Origin of the sequence: Rhodococcus sp. X156, from assembly GCF_004006015.1 — a bacterium.
Taxonomy (GTDB): Bacteria; Actinomycetota; Actinomycetes; order Mycobacteriales; family Mycobacteriaceae; genus X156.
Genome location: NZ_CP034766.1, coordinates 3,055,719 through 3,072,830, shown reverse-complemented (window position 1 = coordinate 3,072,830; position 17,112 = coordinate 3,055,719). Strand labels below are relative to the sequence as shown.

16 protein-coding genes, 1 tRNA gene and 1 pseudogene are annotated in these 17,112 nt (G+C 71.9%); 11 read left to right on the top strand and 7 right to left on the bottom strand.

The window, feature by feature from the left end:
- Positions 1 to 50 precede the first annotated feature (50 nt).
- The 6 genes from nuoL to ELX43_RS14420 are packed head-to-tail and all read left to right on the top strand — an operon-like array spanning position 51 to position 7,717.
- Positions 51 to 1,973 (top strand): NADH-quinone oxidoreductase subunit L, encoded by a 1,923-nt coding sequence (gene nuoL / locus ELX43_RS14445; RefSeq protein WP_127784934.1) that lies wholly within the window; start codon positions 51 to 53, stop codon positions 1,971 to 1,973.
- Positions 1,970 to 3,559, top strand: a complete 1,590-nt coding sequence (locus ELX43_RS14440; protein ID WP_127784025.1) for an NADH-quinone oxidoreductase subunit M — start codon at positions 1,970 to 1,972, stop codon at positions 3,557 to 3,559. The genes nuoL and ELX43_RS14440 overlap by 4 nt, the downstream gene beginning before the upstream one ends.
- Positions 3,559 to 5,175, top strand: a complete 1,617-nt coding sequence (gene nuoN, locus ELX43_RS14435) for an NADH-quinone oxidoreductase subunit NuoN (protein WP_127784024.1) — start codon at positions 3,559 to 3,561, stop codon at positions 5,173 to 5,175. The genes ELX43_RS14440 and nuoN overlap by 1 nt, the downstream gene beginning before the upstream one ends.
- Positions 5,176 to 5,188: 13 nt before the next feature.
- Positions 5,189 to 6,214 carry a polyprenyl synthetase family protein gene (locus ELX43_RS14430; protein WP_241249076.1) on the top strand — a complete coding sequence of 342 codons (1,026 nt, stop codon included), beginning with the start codon at positions 5,189 to 5,191 and terminating at the stop codon, positions 6,212 to 6,214.
- 7 nt (positions 6,215 to 6,221) lie between these two features.
- Positions 6,222 to 7,067, top strand: coding sequence for a metallophosphoesterase (locus ELX43_RS14425; RefSeq protein WP_241249073.1), 846 nt, complete (start codon positions 6,222 to 6,224; stop codon positions 7,065 to 7,067).
- Positions 7,064 to 7,717: a 4'-phosphopantetheinyl transferase superfamily protein gene (locus ELX43_RS14420; RefSeq protein WP_164860667.1), complete on the top strand. Its 654-nt coding sequence runs from the start codon at positions 7,064 to 7,066 to the stop codon at positions 7,715 to 7,717. Before ELX43_RS14425 ends, ELX43_RS14420 begins: the two co-directional genes overlap by 4 nt.
- Here the strand turns inward: ELX43_RS14420 and rarD are convergent.
- From rarD to ELX43_RS14400, 4 genes are all read right to left on the bottom strand, one after another.
- Complete coding sequence (rarD, locus tag ELX43_RS14415; RefSeq protein ID WP_127784931.1) at positions 7,650 to 8,543, bottom strand: EamA family transporter RarD; 894 nt, start codon at positions 8,541 to 8,543, stop codon at positions 7,650 to 7,652. The genes ELX43_RS14420 and rarD overlap by 68 nt on opposite strands.
- A 118-nt stretch (positions 8,544 to 8,661) precedes the next feature.
- Positions 8,662 to 9,732, bottom strand: a complete 1,071-nt coding sequence (locus ELX43_RS14410; protein WP_127784022.1) for a 2-oxoacid:ferredoxin oxidoreductase subunit beta — start codon at positions 9,730 to 9,732, stop codon at positions 8,662 to 8,664.
- Positions 9,729 to 11,702 carry a 2-oxoacid:acceptor oxidoreductase subunit alpha gene (locus ELX43_RS14405; RefSeq protein ID WP_241249071.1) on the bottom strand — a complete coding sequence of 658 codons (1,974 nt, stop codon included), beginning with the start codon at positions 11,700 to 11,702 and terminating at the stop codon, positions 9,729 to 9,731. Before ELX43_RS14405 ends, ELX43_RS14410 begins: the two co-directional genes overlap by 4 nt.
- Before the next feature lie 157 nt (positions 11,703 to 11,859).
- Complete coding sequence (locus tag ELX43_RS14400; protein WP_127784020.1) at positions 11,860 to 12,654, bottom strand: enoyl-CoA hydratase; 795 nt, start codon at positions 12,652 to 12,654, stop codon at positions 11,860 to 11,862.
- 69 nt (positions 12,655 to 12,723) lie between these two features.
- Between ELX43_RS14400 and nuoB the strand changes: the two genes are divergently transcribed.
- The 4 genes and pseudogenes from nuoB (at position 12,724) to htpX (ending at position 15,041) form a co-directional block, all read left to right on the top strand.
- On the top strand, positions 12,724 to 13,155 hold the full coding sequence (nuoB, locus tag ELX43_RS14395) for an NADH-quinone oxidoreductase subunit NuoB (protein WP_127784019.1): 432 nt from the start codon (positions 12,724 to 12,726) through the stop codon (positions 13,153 to 13,155).
- Positions 13,152 to 13,739, top strand: a complete 588-nt coding sequence (locus tag ELX43_RS14390) for an NADH-quinone oxidoreductase subunit C (RefSeq protein ID WP_206518025.1) — start codon at positions 13,152 to 13,154, stop codon at positions 13,737 to 13,739. The genes nuoB and ELX43_RS14390 overlap by 4 nt, the downstream gene beginning before the upstream one ends.
- Positions 13,736 to 14,110 carry a 4Fe-4S binding protein gene (locus tag ELX43_RS14385; RefSeq protein WP_206518024.1) on the top strand — a complete coding sequence of 125 codons (375 nt, stop codon included), beginning with the start codon at positions 13,736 to 13,738 and terminating at the stop codon, positions 14,108 to 14,110. Before ELX43_RS14390 ends, ELX43_RS14385 begins: the two co-directional genes overlap by 4 nt.
- A gap of 65 nt (positions 14,111 to 14,175) precedes the next feature.
- Positions 14,176 to 15,041, top strand: a pseudogene (gene htpX, locus ELX43_RS14380) (zinc metalloprotease HtpX).
- A gap of 18 nt (positions 15,042 to 15,059) precedes the next feature.
- On the opposite strand, the gene rfbA reads toward htpX, so the two are convergent.
- Complete coding sequence (gene rfbA / locus ELX43_RS14375; protein WP_241249062.1) at positions 15,060 to 15,887, bottom strand: glucose-1-phosphate thymidylyltransferase RfbA; 828 nt, start codon at positions 15,885 to 15,887, stop codon at positions 15,060 to 15,062.
- Positions 15,888 to 15,942: 55 nt separating this feature from the next.
- A complete protein-coding gene (locus tag ELX43_RS14370) occupies positions 15,943 to 16,434 on the bottom strand; it encodes a YajQ family cyclic di-GMP-binding protein (protein WP_127784017.1) in 492 nt (163 codons plus the stop codon).
- Between the two features lie 173 nt (positions 16,435 to 16,607).
- Here ELX43_RS14370 and ELX43_RS14365 point away from each other — a divergent pair.
- Positions 16,608 to 16,692: transfer RNA gene (locus ELX43_RS14365), tRNA-Tyr, on the top strand.
- Between the two features lie 111 nt (positions 16,693 to 16,803).
- On the opposite strand, the gene ELX43_RS14360 is transcribed toward ELX43_RS14365, so the two are convergent.
- Positions 16,804 to 17,016, bottom strand: coding sequence for a hypothetical protein (locus ELX43_RS14360; RefSeq protein ID WP_127784016.1), 213 nt, complete (start codon positions 17,014 to 17,016; stop codon positions 16,804 to 16,806).
- Positions 17,017 to 17,112: the final 96 nt, after the last annotated feature.

The following is a 17,112-nucleotide window of genomic DNA, read 5'->3' as shown; positions in this document are numbered from 1 at the left end:
GCACCCTGGCCGCGGAGCTGCCGGCGACCGCCTCCACCCAGGCCAGCGGGCTGCAGTCGGCGGCGTGGCTGCTGGTGGCGCTGCCCGCGCTGGGTGCGGTGGTGCTGCTGCTCGGGGGGCGTCGCACCGACCGCTGGGGCCACTGGCTGGGGTGCGCCACCGTGCTCGCCGCGCTCGGCTACGGCGCGGCGCTGTTCGCCGAGCGGGACGCCGGCTCACCGGTCACCGACGTCACCCTCTTCGACTGGATGAGCGTCGGCTCCTACCAGCTGAGCTTCGGGATGCGGATCGACCCGCTCTCGCTGACCTTCGTGCTGCTGATCACCGGCGTCGGCTTCCTCATCCACCTGTACTCGGTGGGCTACCTGGACCACGACCCCGGCCGGCGCCGGTTCTTCGCCTACCTCAACCTGTTCATCGCCGCCATGGTGGTGCTGGTGCTGGCGGACAACCTGGTGGTGCTCTACCTGGGCTGGGAGGGCGTGGGCGTCGCCTCCTACCTGCTCATCGGCTACTACCAGGACCGCCCGTCCGCGGCCACGGCCGCCAAGAAGGCCTTCCTGATGAACCGGGTCGGCGACGTCGGGCTGGCGCTGGCCATCTTCCTGCTCTGGACCAACCTGGGCACGGTCAGCTACGCCGGCATCTTCGCCGAGACCGGTGGCATCGCCGACCTCGCCGCCCGCAGCCCCGGCACGGTGGTGGCCATCTGCCTGCTGCTGCTGCTGGGCGCCTGCGGCAAGTCCGGGCAGTTCCCGCTGCAGTCCTGGCTGCCCGACGCCATGGAGGGCCCCACGCCGGTGTCGGCGCTCATCCACGCCGCCACCATGGTCACCGCGGGGGTGTACCTCATCGCCCGGTGCAACCCGATCTTCGACCAGAGCAGCTCGGCCCGGCTGGTGGTGATGATCATCGGCGCGGTCACCATCACCATCGGCTGCATCGCCGGCTGCGCCCACGACGACCTGAAGAAGGTGCTGGCCTACTCCACCGTGAGCCAGATCGGCTACATGATCCTGGCGGTCGGGCTGGGCACCGCGGGCTACGCGCTGGCCATCGCGCACCTGCTGGCGCACGGCTTCTTCAAGGCCGGCCTCTTCCTCGGTGCCGGGTCCGTCATGCACGCCATGCACGACGAGACCGACATGCGCCGCTTCGGCGGGCTGTGGCGGCAGATGCCCGTCACCTTCGCCACCTTCGGGCTCGGGTACCTGGCCATCATCGGTTTCCCGTTCCTGTCCGGGTACTTCACCAAGGACGCCATCATCGAGGCCTCGTTCGCGCAGAGCGGGTGGCAGGGCTGGGTGTTCGGGCTGGTCACCGTCCTGGGTGCCTTCCTCACCGCCTTCTACATGACCCGCCTGATGCTGATGACCTTCTTCGGCGAGGCCCGCTGGGCGCAGCTGCGCACCGCCGCGGGCGACCAGCTGCGCCCGCACGAGCCCGGCTGGGTGATGACGGTGCCGATGGTGCTGCTGGCCGTCGGGTCGGTGGGGGCGGGCTACGTGCTCGTGCACGGCGAGCGGCTGGCCGGCTTCCTCACCCCGTCGCTGGGCGAGCTGGTCGAGCACCACGAGAACGCGCCGCTGTCGGCCGGGGCCATCGTCACGCTGACGCTGCTGCTCTCGGTCGCCGGTGCGCTGCTGGGCTGGCTGGCGGTGGGGCGCCGGCCGGTGCCGCTGGAGCGCCCCACCCGGGTGTCGGCCCCGGTCGCCGCCGCCCGCGCGGGGCTCTACGCCGACGCCGTCAACGAGGCGCTCATCGCCCGGCCGGGCACCTGGCTCACCCGGGCGCTGGTGTTCGTGGACAACCGTGGGGTGGACGGGGTGGTCACCGGCGGGGCCGCGCTGCTGGGCGGGTCGTCCTCCCGCACCCGGCGGCTGCAGACCGGGTTTGTCCGTAGCTACGCACTGGGGATGCTGGGAGGAACGGTGGTCATCGTCGCCGCACTGCTGATGGTGAGCAGCACATGAGCTCCTCGGCCCTGCTCCTGGCCCTGTTGCTCCTGCCGCTGGCCGGCGCCGCCCTGGTGCTCACCCTGGGCCGCACCGTGGGCGACGCCCCGGCCAAGGTCGCCGCGCTGGGCACCGCGCTCGTGGAGCTGGCGCTGGTGGCGGTGGTCTGGGCGGGCTACTCCACCACCGAGGCCGCGAACGGCTCACGGCTGCAGATGGCGCTGTCGGCCGACTGGATCCCCGCCTTCGGCGTGCACTTCGCCCTCGGCCTGGACGGCATCGCGCTGGTGCTGGTGGCCCTGGTCGGCGTGCTGGTCCCGGTGGTGCTGCTGGGGTCGTGGAAGCACGGCACCATCGAGGGTGAGCTGCCCGCGGGCAGCCGCTTCGCCGGCTACTTCGCCACCCTGCTGGTGCTGGAGACGTTCATGATGGGCGTCTTCCTGGCCACCGACGTCTTCCTGTTCTACGTGTTCTTCGAGGGAATGCTCGTGCCGATGTACTTCCTCATCGGGCGGTGGGGCGGGCCGCGCCGGCAGTTCGCGGCGATGAAGTTCTTCCTGTACTCCCTCTTCGGCGGCCTGGTGATGCTGGCCGCGCTTATCGGGCTGTACGTCGAGTCGTCCAAGATCCTGGGCACCGGCACCTTCGACTGGCGCGAGCTGGTGGCGGTGGCGCCACAGATCCCGCACAGCACCCAGGTGTGGCTGTTCCTCGGCTTCTTCCTCGCCTTCGCGATCAAGGCGCCGCTGGTGCCGCTGCACACCTGGCTGCCTGACGCCGGCGCGGAGGCCCCCATCGGCTCGGCCGTGCTGCTGGTGGGCGTGCTGGACAAGGTGGGCACGTTCGGCTTCCTGCGCTACTGCCTGCCGCTGTTCCCCTCCGCCAGCCGCAGCCTGGCCTGGCTGGTGCTGGTGATGGCGGTGCTGGGCGTGCTCTACGGGGCCCTGGTCGCGGTGGGCCAGACCGACCTCAAGCGCTGGGTGGCCTACACCTCGGTCGCGCACTTCGGCTTCATCGCCCTCGGGGTGTTCGCCTTCACCCAGCAGTCGGCCACCGGCGCCGTGCTCTACATGGTCAACCACGGGGTGGCCACCGGCCTGCTGTTCCTGGTGGTGGGCATGGTGATCGCTCGTGGCGGGTCCCGGCGGATCAGCGACTACCGGGGCATGGCGCGTGCCACCCCGGTGCTGGCCGGGCTGTTCCTGCTGGCGGCGCTGTGCGCGCTGGCGCTGCCGGGGACCAGCTCGTTCGTGTCGGAGTTCCTGGTGCTGCTGGGCTCCTACCCCACGCAGCCGGTGTACACGATCCTGGCCACCGTGGGCATCATCCTCGCCGCGCTGTACTCGCTGTGGGTCTACCAGCGGGTGATGCAGGGGCCCGAGGGCGGTGCCGGGGTGGAGGCCGCCCGGGCCAAGGGGCGGCTGCGTGACGTCACCGGGCTGGAGGTCACCGCGGTGGCCCCGCTGGTGGCGCTGATCCTGCTGCTCGGCTTCTACCCCAAGCCGGTGCTCGACGTCATCACCCCGTCGGTGAGCGCCACGCTCACCGAGCTGGGCGTGGCGCCCGAGGCCGTCACCGTGCCCGCCCAGGGAGGCCAGCGCTGATGTCCGTGCTCATCCAGAACCTTCCCGTGCTCGTCCAGGACGTCCCGCTCACCCAGCACGTGCTGGCCCAGGAGACCGTGCAGGCGCCGTCGGTGGACTACGCGGCGATCAGCCCGCTGCTGGTGCTGCTGGCGGCGGCCTGCCTGGGGGTGCTGGTGGAGGCCTTCGTGCCCCGCAGCTCCCGCTGGGCGGCGCAGGTCGGACTCTCCCTGGCCGCCCTGGTCACGGCCGGGGTGGCGCTGGCGCTGCACGCCTCCGCCAGCGGCCGCACCGACGTGCAGACGCTGGCGGGGACGCTGACGGTGGACCGTCCCGCCCTGTTCCTGTGGGGCAGCCTGCTGGTGCTGGCCGCCGCGGCGGTGCTGCTCATCGCCGACCGCTCGGTGGAGCCCGGCGGGGCCTTCCTCTCCGACGTCACCGCCGGCACCGTCCAGTCGCGGCAGGAGGCCGGCGCCCGGTCCACCCACACCGAGGTCTTCCCGCTCACCCTGTTCTCCCTGGCCGGGATGATGGCCTTCGTCGCCGCCAACGACCTGCTCACCATGTTCGTGGCCCTGGAGGTGCTCTCGCTGCCGCTGTACCTGCTGTGCGGGCTGGCCCGGCGCCGGCAGCTGCTCTCCCAGGAGGCGGCGCTGAAGTACTTCCTGCTCGGCGCGTTCGCGTCCGCGATCTTCCTGTACGGCCTGGCCCTGCTCTACGGCTACGCCGGCTCGGTGCGCCTGGCCGACATCGCCACGGCCGCCTCGGGCACCGACCGCTCCGACATCCTGCTGTTCGCGGGGCTGGCCATGCTGCTGGTGGGGCTGTGCTTCAAGGCCAGCATCGGCCCGTTCCACACCTGGACCCCGGACGTCTACCAGGGCGCCCCCACCCCGGTGACCGCGCTGATGGCGGCCTGCACCAAGGTGGCCGCCTTCGGGGCGCTGCTGCGGGTGCTGCACGTGGGCTTCGCCGGGGTGCAGTGGGACTGGCGGCCGGTGATGTGGGCGGTGGCCATCATCTCCATGGTGGTCGGCACCATCATCGGCATCACCCAGACCGACATGAAGCGGCTGATCGCCTACTCCTCGGTGGCCCACGCCGGCTTCATCCTCGTGGGCACCATCGCCATCACCCCGGACGGGCTGTCCGCCACCCTGTTCTACCTGCTGGTCTACGGGCTCACCGTGATCGCGGCCCTCGGGGTGGTGACGCTGGTGCGGGACTCCCGGGGAGAGGCCGCGCACCTGTCGCAGTGGAGCGGGCTGGGCCGGCGCTCGCCGCTGGTGGCGGGGATCTTCGCGTTCCTCATGCTCTCGCTGGCGGGCATCCCGCTCACCGGCGGGTTCATCGCCAAGTTCGGGGTGTTCTCCGCCGGCCTGCAGGACGGGATGGCCCCGCTGGTGGTCGTGGGCGTGCTGATGAGCGCCGTGGCGGCCTTCTTCTACCTCCGCGTGATCGTGCTGATGTTCTTCAGCGAACCCGCCGTGGACGGGCCGACCGTCACGGTGCCGGGGGTATTTACTACCGTTGCCGTTGGTATCGGGTTCCTCGGCACCCTCGTCCTGGGGGTTGTCCCTGGGCCGGTGCTTGACCTGTCGGCTGTTCAGTCGTTCATGAGCAGCCTCCCGTCCTGAGAGAGGCATGTCCTTGAGCGCGACTGAGCAGGGGTTCGCCGGCCAGTACCGAGTGGCCGGTGTCGACCTCGGTGACCCGGCTCTTGCTGAGGCGGTGCAGGGCGGGCTCGACGCGGTCGAGGAGCTGCTGACCACCGAGCTCAGCACCGGCGACCTCTTCATCACCGAGAAGGCGCTGCACCTGGTGCGCGCCGGCGGCAAGCGCTTCCGGCCGTTGTTCACGCTGCTGGCGGCCCAGCTGGGCCCGGACGCGGGCTCGCCCGACGTGGTCACCGCGGGCGGGGTGGTGGAGCTGATCCACCTGGCCACGCTCTACCACGACGACGTGATGGACGAGGCGACCATGCGCCGTGGCGCGGTGAGCGCCAACGCCCGCTGGGACAACAGCATCGCCATCCTCGCCGGCGACTTCCTCTTCGCGCACGCCTCGCGCCTGGTGGCCCGGCTGGGCCCCGACGCGGTGCGGATCATCGCCGAGACCTTCGCCGAGCTGGCCACCGGCCAGATGCGCGAGACCGTGGGCCTGGCCGAGGGCCAGGACCCGGTGCAGCACTACCTGCGCGTGGTGGCGGAGAAGACCGGCTCGCTCATCGCCACCTGCGGGCGCTACGGCGGCATGTTCTCCGGCGCCGACGACGAGCAGGTGGAGCGGCTGCACCGGCTCGGCGAGGCGGTGGGCACCGCGTTCCAGATCTCCGACGACATCATCGACATCGCCTCGGACTCCACCGAGTCGGGCAAGACGCCGGGCACCGACCTGCGCGAGGGCGTGCACACCCTGCCGGTGCTGCTCGCCCTCACCGAGTCCGGCCCGGACGCCGAGCGGCTGCGGGTGCTGCTGGACGGCCCCGTCACCGACGACGCCGACGTGAACGAGGCGCTGGAGCTGCTGTCCCGCTCAGCCGGGCTGGTGGCGGCCAAGGCCACCCTGGGCCGCTACGCCGACGCCGCGCACGCCGAGCTGGCGGCACTGCCGCAGGGGCCGGCCAACACCGCGCTGCGGCGGCTGGTCGACTACACCGTCGCCCGGACGGGTTAGCGGGCGGGTGAGCCTGGCCGCCGCGCCCAGCACCGTCTGGGCGATCAGCGACCTGCACGTCGGGCACGCCGACAACAAGGCGGTGCTGGAGAGCCTGCGCCCGGTGGGGGAGCAGGACTGGCTGCTGGTGGTCGGCGACGTGGCCGACCGGGTGGACGACATCGCCTGGGCGCTGCGGCTGCTCACCGACCGCTTCCGCCGGGTGGTGTGGGTGCCGGGCAACCACGAGCTGTGGACCACCCAGCGCGGCGACGGGGCCGGGCTGCGGGGCCAGGCCCGCTACGACCACCTGGTGGCGCTGTGCCGCAGCCTGGGGGTGCTCACCCCGGAGGACCCGTACCCGGTGTGGCGCGGGCCGGACGGGCCGGTGACGGTGGCTCCGCTGTTCCTGCTCTACGACTACACCTTCCGGCCGGCCGGCACCTCCACCAAGGAGGAGGCGCTGGCCTACGCCCACTCCACCGGCGTGGTGTGCTCCGACGAGTTCCTGCTGCACCCCGACCCGCACGCGGGCATCGACGACTGGTGCCGCGAGCGGGTCGCGGTGACCGAGCGCCGGCTGGCCGCGGTGACCAACCCGGTGGTGCTGGTCAACCACTGGCCGCTGGTGCGCACCCCCACCGACGTGCTGCGCTACCCGGAGTTCGCGCAGTGGTGCGGCACCGAGCTGACCGCCGACTGGCACACCCGCTTCGGGGCGGTGGCCATGGTCTACGGGCACCTGCACATCCCGCGCACTACCCACTACGACGGCGTGCGCTTCGAGGAGGTCTCGCTGGGCTACCCGCGGGAGTGGAAGCGCCGCTCCGCCCAGCCCGGGGTGCTGCGCCAGATCCTGCCGCCGCCGCCGTGATCGAGCGCATCGTCGACGCCGCGGTCGCCACCCAGGAGACCTTCGGCCCACCCCCCGAGCGCGAGCTGTTCCCCACCGAGCGCGAGCGGATCGAGCGAGCGGTGCAGCGCCGTCGGCGCGACTTCGCCGACGTGCGCTGGTGCGCCCGCCAGGCGATGGCCCAGCTCGGGGTGCCGGCCGCGGCGATCCTGCCCGGTGACCGCGGCGCGCCCCAGTGGCCGGCGGGGGTGGTGGGCAGCATGACCCACTGCGAGGGCTACCGCGGCGCCGCGGTGGCGCTGGCCGCCCACGTGCACGGCGTGGGCATCGACGCCGAGCCGCACGGGCCGCTGCCCGACGGCGTGCTGGACGTGATCAGCCTGCCCGTCGAGCGCGAGTGGCTGGCGCAGGCGCCGCCGGGGGTGCACTGGGACAAGCTGCTGTTCAGCGCCAAGGAGAGCACCTACAAGGTCTGGTTCCCGCTCACGGGCCGCTGGCTGGGCTTCGAGGACGCCCACATCAGCATCGACCCGGCCGCGGGCACCTTCACCACCCGGCTGCTGGTGCCCGGCCCGGTGGTGGACGGCGTGCCGCTCACCGAGCTCAGGGGACGATGGACGACGTCGCCAGAGCTGGTGCTGACCGCGATCTCGCTGACCGCCTGGCCGTGACCACGGCGTCGGCGGTGAAGATCGCCAGCGCCACCCAGATGATGACGAACCCGGCCCACCGCGAGGCGGGCATCGTCTCGTGCACCACCAGCAGTCCCCAGCACAGCTGCAGCACCGGGGTGAGGTACTGCAGCATGCCGATGGTCACCAGCGGCACCCGCTGGGCAGCGCCGCCGAAGAGCAGCAGCGGCAGGGCGGTGACGACCCCGGCGGTGACCAGCAGCAGCGCGTGGCCCGCCCCGTGCGTGGTGAAGGTGGACTCTCCGCTGACCTGCAGCCACACCAGGTAGCCGACCGCGAGCGGCGCCACCACGATGCCCTCCGCGGTGAGGCTGGTGCGCGGATCCAGCCTGATGGTCTTCTTCACCAGCCCGTACAGGCCGAAGGAGCAGGCCAGGGTGAGCGCGATGAACGGCGGCCGCCCGTAGGCCACCGTGAGCACCACCACCGCCGACAGGGCCACCAGCAGCGCCACCAGCTGCCAGCGACGCAGCCGCTCCCGCAGCACCACCACACCCAGCAGCACGCTCAGCAGCGGGTTGATGAAGTACCCCAGCGCCGCCTCCACCACGTGGTCGGAGTTCACCGCGTAGATGTAGGTGCCCCAGTTCACCGCGATCAGCACCGAGGCGGCCGCGGCCATCAGCCAGGTGCGGGCCGGGATGCCCCGCAGCCGGGCCAGCCGCCCGGTCAGGGCCAGCAGCCCCAGCATGAACACCAGCGTCCACACCATCCGGTGCGCGAGGATCTCCACCGCGCCCGCGGGCTTGAGCAGCGGGAAGAAGGCTGGGAACAGCCCCCACATCCCGTAGGCGCCGAACCCCATGAGGAGCCCAGTCTGGGCCGCCGTGCGCGCGGGTCGGGGCTGGTCGTGGCTCACCAGGACAAAAATAGACCGGCCCCACGAGGGGGCCGGTCCAGGGTGGTGCGGGGTGGTCGGGCTGCTAGGCCACGGTCCAGGTGTCCTTGCCGGACAGCAGGCCCTGCAGGGCCTCGTCGCCGCCGGGCCGGGCGTCCTTGGCCGTCTGCACCTGCTCGCGGACCGAGTCGTCGTAGGTGGGCTTGGTGACCCGCCGGAAGACACCCGTGACCGTGTGGTTCAGGTCCTGGTCGGACAGTCGGCTCAGCGCGAAGTGGTACTCGGGGTTGTCGGTGGTGGCGTCGTGCACCACGATCTCCGACGCGGCCACGCTGTTGGTGTCCACCACCTTCAGGCTGAACCCGTCGCGGACGACGCAGTGCTCGCCGTCCGGGCCGAAGATGATCGGCTCGCCGTGGCTGAGCGGGATCAGCCGGTGCGGCGCCTCCTCGCCCTTGCGCAGGACGTCGAAGGAGCCGTCGTTGAAGATCGGGCAGTCCTGGAAGATCTCGATGAACGCGGTGCCCCGGTGCTCGGCGGCCTGGCGCAGCACCTCGGCGAGGCCCTTGCGGTCGGAGTCCATCGCCCGGGCCACGAAGGTGGCCTCGGCGCCCAGCGCCAGCGACAGCGGGTTGAACGGGTTGTCCAGCGAGCCCATCGGGGTGGACTTGGTGACCTTGCCGACCTCGGAGGTGGGGGAGTACTGCCCCTTGGTGAGGCCGTAGATCCGGTTGTTGAACAGCAGGATCTTCAGGTTCACGTTGCGGCGCAGGGTGTGGATCAGGTGGTTGCCGCCGATGGACAGCGCGTCGCCGTCACCGGTGACCACCCACACCGACAGGTCCGGCCGCGACACCGACAGGCCGGTGGCGATGGCCGGGGCGCGGCCGTGGATGGAGTGCATCCCGTAGGTCTCGAGGTAGTACGGGAACCGTGAGGAGCAGCCGATGCCGGAGACGAACACGATGTTCTCGCGCTTGAGGCCCAGCTCGGGCAGGAAGCCGCGGATGGTGGCCAGGATGGCGTAGTCGCCACACCCGGGGCACCAGCGGACCTCGGAGCCGGAGGTGAAGTCCTTGGCCTTCTGCGGGGTGTCCGTGGTCGGGATGCCCGCGAGAGCGGTCAGTCCCAGGTCATTGCCGACAGTGGCGGTCATGCGGAAACCTCTCCAGTGGTTGCGGCAGCGGCGCGCGCGTCCGTGTTCTTGGCGGCCTCCGACGCCGCCAGGGTCCCGGCCTCGGCCTCCAGGAGCACGTCCTGCAGCTCCTCGGCCAGGAAGGCCAGCCCGGCCACCTTGGTGACGGGCTGGATGTCCACGAGGTAGCGCGCACGCAGCATCATGGACAGCTGCCCGAGGTTCATCTCGGGAACAACCACCCGCTCGTAGCGGCGGAGCACCTCACCGAGGTTCGCCGGCAGCGGGTTGAGGTGGCGCAGGTGCGCCTGGGCGATGGGGGTGCCGAGCTTGCGCACCCGGCGGGCAGCGGCACCGATGGGGCCGTAGGAGCTGCCCCAGCCGAGCACCAGCGTCGTGGCCGCGCCGCTGGGGTCGTCCACGATGACGTCGGGCACGGTGATGCCGTCGATCTTGGCCTGGCGCAGCCGGACCATCAGCGAGTGGTTGGCCGGGTCGTAGGAGATGGCGCCGGGGCCGTTGGACTTCTCCAGGCCGCCGATGCGGTGCTCCAGGCCCGCGGTGCCGGGGATGGCCCACGGGCGGGCGAGCGTCTCTGGGTCGCGCTCGTAGGGAGCGAACTCGGACTTGCCCAGGCCCACGCCGGCTGCGGCGTCGCCACCGGCGGGGGCCTCGGCGAACGCGGGGTCGATGCGGGGCAGGTCGTCCACCTCGGGCACCGCCCACGGCTCGGAGCCGTTGGCGATCGCGCCGTCGGAGAGCAGCAGCACGGGGGTGCGGTAGGTGATCGCGATCCGCGCGGCCTCCAGGGCGGCGGCGAAGCAGTCCGAGGGGGACTGCGGTGCCACGATCGGCACCGGCGACTCACCGTTGCGGCCGTACATCGCCTGCAGCAGGTCGGCCTGCTCGGTCTTGGTGGGCAGACCCGTGGAGGGGCCTCCGCGCTGGACGTCGATGATGAGCATCGGCAGCTCGGTCATCACGGCCAGGCCGATGGTCTCGCTCTTGAGCGCCAGGCCGGGGCCGGACGTGGTGGTCACCCCGAGCGCGCCACCGAAGGCCGCACCCAGCGCCGCGCCGACGCCGGCGATCTCGTCCTCGGCCTGCAGCGTGGTCACGTCGAAGTTCTTGTGCTTGCTCAGCTCGTGCAGGATGTCCGACGCCGGGGTGATGGGGTAGGAGCCCAGGAACACCGGTAGGCCGGAGCGCTTGCCGGCAGCGACCAGGCCGTAGGCCAGCGCGGTGTTGCCGGTGACCTGGCGGTAGGTCCCCTTGGGCAGCGAGGCGGCAGCCACCTTGTAGGTGGTGGCGAAGGCCTCCGTGGTCTCGCCGTAGTTCCAGCCGGCCTTGTAGGCGAGCACGTTGGCCTCGGCCACCGCGGGGATCTTGGCGAACTTCTCCCGCAGGAACGCCTCGGTGCCCTCCACCGGGCGGTGGTACATCCAGGACAGCAGCCCGAGGGCGAACATGTTCTTCGCGCGCTCGGCGTCCTTCTTGGACAGCCCGGTCGACTCCACCGCGCCGCGGGTCAGCGTGGCCATGGCCACCGGGTGCACCACGAAGTCGTGGAGCTCGTCGGTCTCCAGCGGGTTGGCCGCGTAGCCGGCCGTGGTGAGGTTGCGCTTGCTGAACTCGTCGGTGTTGACGATCAGCGTGCCGCCGCGGGGGAGGTCGCCGATGTTGGCCTTGAGCGCGGCGGGGTTCATCGCCACCAGGACGTCGGGGCGGTCGCCGGCGGTGAGGATGTCGTAGTCGGCGAAGTGGATCTGGAAGCTCGAGACTCCCGCCAGGGTGCCGCGGGGGGCCCGGATCTCGGCCGGGAAGTTGGGCTGGGTGGCCAGGTCGTTGCCGAACGCTGCCGCCTCGGAGGTGAACCGGTCGCCTGCCAGCTGCATGCCGTCACCGGAGTCACCGGCGAATCGGATGACCACGCGGTCGATCTCGCGGGTCTCACGGGGCAGACCGGTGTCGGTCGAGATATCGGTAGTCATCGAGAAAGGGACCCCTTCCGGGCCGTCATCCTGCATCGCACGAGGCCGGGGTACTCTCCGGCCACCTGGACCAGTCCACGACGATACGTGGGACGGTCAAGGTGCTGCTCCTGGGTATCCTACGGCCGTCGCGCCGTCCAACCGGGTGTGACCAGTGTCACTGTGGCCTAGCTGATTTGCTGCTGATCTTCTGCTGCAACGCCGCCAGGCGGGCGGTGAATTCCGGGGACGTGATCGAGGAGACCTGCGGGCCGAGCTCCGCGGCCAGCGCGGTGGCGTGCAGGTCGGTGTCCAGCGCGCCCGGCACCCCCGTGGCCCGCATCGTCGCCTTGGTGGCCAGCACGAGCTCGCGGGGCGCGGCCGCCGGCGCGGCGCACAGCTGCACCGCCGCCGCCACCACGTCCTCGTGCCGGGCCAGCGCCAGCCCGTTGGCCACCGCGGCGTCGGCGTCACAGATCTCGCCGAAGAGCACCATGGCGCGTGCCGTGGCCGGACCGACCGCGCGCTGCAGCATCCAGGTCATGCCACCGCCGGGGTGGATGCCCAGCTGCAGGAAGCGTGCGTCGAAGCGGGCGCGGGGTCCGGCCAGGCGCACGTCGGCCGCCAGGGCGAGGTTGAGCCCAGCGCCCACGGCCGCGCCGTTCACCGCGGCCACCGTGGGCAGCGTGCACCGGGCCACGGCCAGGAAGCCGGCGTAGATGCGCCGCAGACCTTCCTCCTTGGCCGCGCCGAGCGCGCTGAGGTCCGCGCCGGCGCAGAACGCCGGTGCTGCCCCAGTCACCACCACGGCGTGCACGTCCTCGTCGGCCTCGCAGGCCTGCACCGCCGCGGCCAGGTCCTCGGACAGCTGCAGGGTGAGGGCGTTGCGCCGCTCGGGGTCGCTCACGGTGATCACCGCGACGCGGTCGGAGACCTCGGTGTGCACCCCGACGCTGGGGCTCGGCTGGCTCATGGCTGCATCCTGCCAGCCGGGCACCCGCGCGCCAGGGACCTGCGCCGCGGCTCCACTACTCTCGGCGCTGTGCAGACAACGGTCGAGGTGGCAGGCGTGGCGCTCACGGTGCAGGTGCTCGACCTGGGCCTGGCCTGCTGCGGGGTGGAGGTGATGGCGGCCCTGCAGGACGGCTCCCGCACCCCGCTCACCCAGGCCGAGCCGCCGCCCGGTGCGCCCACCGCACAGGTGCTGGTGGTGTCCGGGACCGTCACCGACGTGCTGGCCGGCGCCGTGCGCGCGGCCTACGAGCGGCTGCCCGAACCTCGCTACGTGGTATCCATCGGGGCGTGCTGCGCCACCGGTGGTCCGTACTGGGACTCCTACAGCGTCACCAAGGGCGTGGACCAGCTGGTGCCGGTGCACGTCTCGGTGCCCGGCTGCCCGCCCCGGCCGGAGGCGGTGCTCGACGGGCTGCGTGCCCTGGCGCCGGTGGTCCTCGCGGAGCGGGCGGCGGCGTGAGCGTCGGTGACGCCGGGCTGGCGCGCGCCCTGGTGCAGGCGCTGGGCGTCGGCGAGGTGACCGAGTCCTTCGACCAGCACACCGCGCAGGTGCCGCTGCCGGAGTGGGTGCGGGCCGCCACCGTCGCCCGCGACGAGCTGGGCTGCAGCATGTTCGACCACCTCGCCGTGCACGACGCCGGCGGGCCCGGCGGCAGCGGTGCGAGCTGGGAGGTGACCGCGCACGTGGTGGTGCCGGCCGGGTGCCGCGGGCTGCTGGTGCGCACCACGGTGGCCGTCGACGGTGAGCTGCCCAGCATCACCGGCGTGTGGGCCGGCGCGGCGTGGCACGAGCGGGAGGCCGCGGAGATGGCCGGCCTGGAGGTCACCGGGCACCCGGACCTGCGACCGCTGCTGCTGGCCCCCGGCGCCGGCCTGCACCCGCTGCGCAAGGACACCGTGCTCGCCTCGCGCGGAGTGCGGCCGTGGCCGGGCCGGATGGAGCCGGGGGAGGGTGCCGCGCCCACGTCGGCCGGCCGCCGTCGGGCCAGCGCCCCTGGTGTGCCGGGGCAGCAGTGGGAGCAGCCCGGGGAGGAGCAGCAGTGACCGTGCCCGATCGTGCCCGCGGGGTCATCGCGCTGCTGGCGGAGAACTGCACCAGCTGCATGATCTGCGCCCGCGAGTGCCCCGACTGGTGCATCCACATCGAGTCCAGCACCGAGCAGCCCGACCGCGACGCCGCCGGCCGCTCCCGGGCGCGGGCCCGGCCGGTGCTGGAACGCTTCGCCATCGACTACGGGCAGTGCATGTACTGCGGCATCTGCGTGGACGCGTGCCCGTTCGACGCGCTGCACTGGTCGCCGGCGCACGACTATCCCGGCGTCGACCCCGCGGGCAGCGCCGCCGTGGTGGAGCTGGTGGCCGAGCGCGACGTGCTGGCCGAGCTGGTGGCGCAGGTGCCCCCACCAGGGAACTGACGCCTGCGACCCGGCGTTGTCGTGGTGAGCAAGCAAGACATGGGGACACGGAGGGACTGGGCAGGATGCACCGGCACGCCAACGGACTGAAGACGGCCCTGCTGCTGGGTGCGATGTCCGCGCTCATCGTGCTGGTCGGCGGGCTCTTCGGCCGCACCGCGCTGCTCGTCGCGGTGGTGTTCGCGGTGGGAATGAACGCCTACGTCTACTTCCGCAGCGACACCCTGGCGCTCAAGGCCATGCACGCCCGGCCGGTCACCGAGGCGGAGCAGCCGCGGATGTACGCCATCGTCCGCGAGCTCGCCACCGTGGCGCACCAGCCGATGCCGCGGCTCTACGTCAGCCCCACCGTGGCACCCAACGCGTTCGCCACCGGCCGCAACCCCCGGCACGCCGCGGTCTGCTGCACCACCGGGATCCTGCAGCTGCTCGACGACCGGGAGCTGCGAGCAGTGCTGGGCCACGAGCTGTCGCACGTGTACAACCGCGACATCCTCATCTCCTCGGTGGCCGGCGCGCTGGCCTCGGTCATCACCGGGCTGGCCAACATGGCGATGTTCTCCAGCTTCTTCGGCGGCAACGGCGGCAACCGCCCCAACCCGCTGGTGATGATCCTGGTGTCGCTGCTCGGCCCCATCGCCGCCGGCGTGGTGCAGATGGCGGTGTCGCGCTCCCGGGAGTACCAGGCCGACGCCTCCGGCGCCGAGCTCACCGGCGACCCGCTGGCCCTGGCCTCGGCCCTGCGCAAGCTGGAGCTGGGCACCCAGGCGGCCCCCTGCCGCCCGAGCCCGCGCTCACCAGCCAGTCTCACCTGATGATCGCCAACCCGTTCCGGGTGGGCGACCGGGCGGCACGGCTGTTCTCCACCCACCCGCCCATCGCGGAGCGCATCGAGCGACTGCAGCGGATGGCGGGCAAGCAGCTGCCCTGAGGCTGGCGCCCGGCGGCCCTAGGCCGGCTGGGTCGCCCCGAAGGACTGGGCGACCTGCATGACGTACTGGCCGTAGCCGGACTTGGCCAGCGCGCTGCCCAGGGCCATGCACGCGTCGGCGTCGATGAAGCCCATCCGCAGCGCGACCTCCTCCAGGCACGCCACCCGGATGCCCTGACGGTGCTCGATCACCTGGACGTACTGGCCGGCCTCCAGCAGGGAGTCGTGCGTGCCGGTGTCCAGCCAGGCGAAGCCGCGACCCAGGTCCACCAGCCGGGCCTTGCCCTTGGCCAGGTAGTGCAGGTTGACGTCGGTGATCTCCAGCTCGCCGCGCGGCGACGGCCGCAGCCCGCTGGCGATGTCCACCACGTCGCCGTCGTAGAAGTACAGGCCGGTGATGGCGTGGTTGGACTTGGGCTTCGCCGGCTTCTCCTCGATGGAGAGCAACGTGCCGTCCGCGTCGATCTCCCCGACGCCGTAGCGCTCGGGGTCGCGCACCGGGTAGCCGAACAGCACGCAGCCGTCCAGGCCCGCGGTGTGCTCGCGGAGCTTTCCGGAGAAGCCGTGGCCGTAGAAGATGTTGTCGCCCAGCACCAGTGCCACGTCGTCGCTGCCGATGTGGTTGGCGCCGATGATGAAGGCCTCGGCCAGCCCGTTGGGCGCAGCCTGCTCGGCGTAGGACAGGTCCATGCCCCACTGCGAGCCGTCGCCCAGCAGTCGCCGGAACATCGGCAGGTCGTGCGGGGTGGAGATGATCAGCACCTCGCGGATGCCGGCGAGCATCAGCACCGACAGCGGGTAGTAGATCATCGGCTTGTCGTAGACCGGCAGCAGCTGCTTGCTCACCGCCTGCGTGATCGGGTGCAGCCGGGTGCCGCTGCCCCCGCCAGCACGATCCCCTTCATCGGTAGTTCACGAACTGCAGGGCGACGCCGAAGTCTCCGTCCTTGAGCAGCGCGATGACGGCCTGCAGGTCGTCGCGCTTCTTGCCGCTCACCCGCAGCTCGTCACCCTGGATGCGCGCCTGCACGTTCTTCAGGCCGGAGTCGCGAATGGCCTTGGTGATCTTCTTGGCGTGCTCGTTGTCGATGCCCTCGACCAGCTTGCCGGTGATCTTGAAGGTCTTGCCCGACGCGGTGGGCTCGCCGGCGTCGAAGGCCTTCATGGAGATGCCGCGACGCACCAGCTTCTCGATGAACACCTCCAGGGCGGCGTTGACCCGGTCCTCGGTGCTCGCGGTGATGGTGATGGCCTCGTCGCCGGCCCACTCGATGCCGGCGCCGGTGTTGCGGAAGTCGAAGCGCTGGGACAGCTCCTTGGCCGCCTGGTTCAGCGCGTTGTCCACCTCCTGGCGGTCGACCTTGCTCACCACGTCGAAGGACGCATCGGCCATGAAGGGCTCCTCACTCGAGCGACTGGGCTGCCGTGGGAGGACCTCCCGCGGAGCCGGCACTGGCACTACCTACCCCGGTGCGGCGGACCCGTACCGAGGTCTAGTAGTCTGCCTTGCGCACCCCTTGAAGCGGGACCCGGACCAGTGCCGGCGTCGCGGAGAGGAAGTGTTACGGCAGGTTGCCCGAGTGGCCAAAGGGAGCGGACTGTAAATCCGCCGGCATCGCCTACGTAGGTTCGAACCCTACACCTGCCACCATGTCTGACCTGCGGGTTCCTCCTCCGGGAGGGGCCCGCAGCGTCATTTCTGGAGCGTCATTTCTGGCTCGCGTTATCGCGTGCTCCAGCCAGGTCGCCTGGCCACGTCCCGCTAGCCACGCCCCCCTGGCCACCGCCCGCCCGTCACCAGCGCGAGGCTGCCCGCCAGCACCGCCATCCCCGCCGCGAGCTGGGCCGCCTCGGTGACGTCCCGCCCGCGCCACAGCGCCAGCCCGAGCACCACCGCAGCGGCCAGCAGGACCCCCAGCAGCACGCGCGCCAGCACAGGGAGCTCGCGGAGCCACCGCCGCACGTGTCCGGGCACGCGTCCTGTCTACCTGTTCCGGCGGGGAGACGGAGCAGGTGCGCCGATCGGTGCCCACGACGCAGCCGAGCCCCCGACCAAATGTGGTCGGGGGCT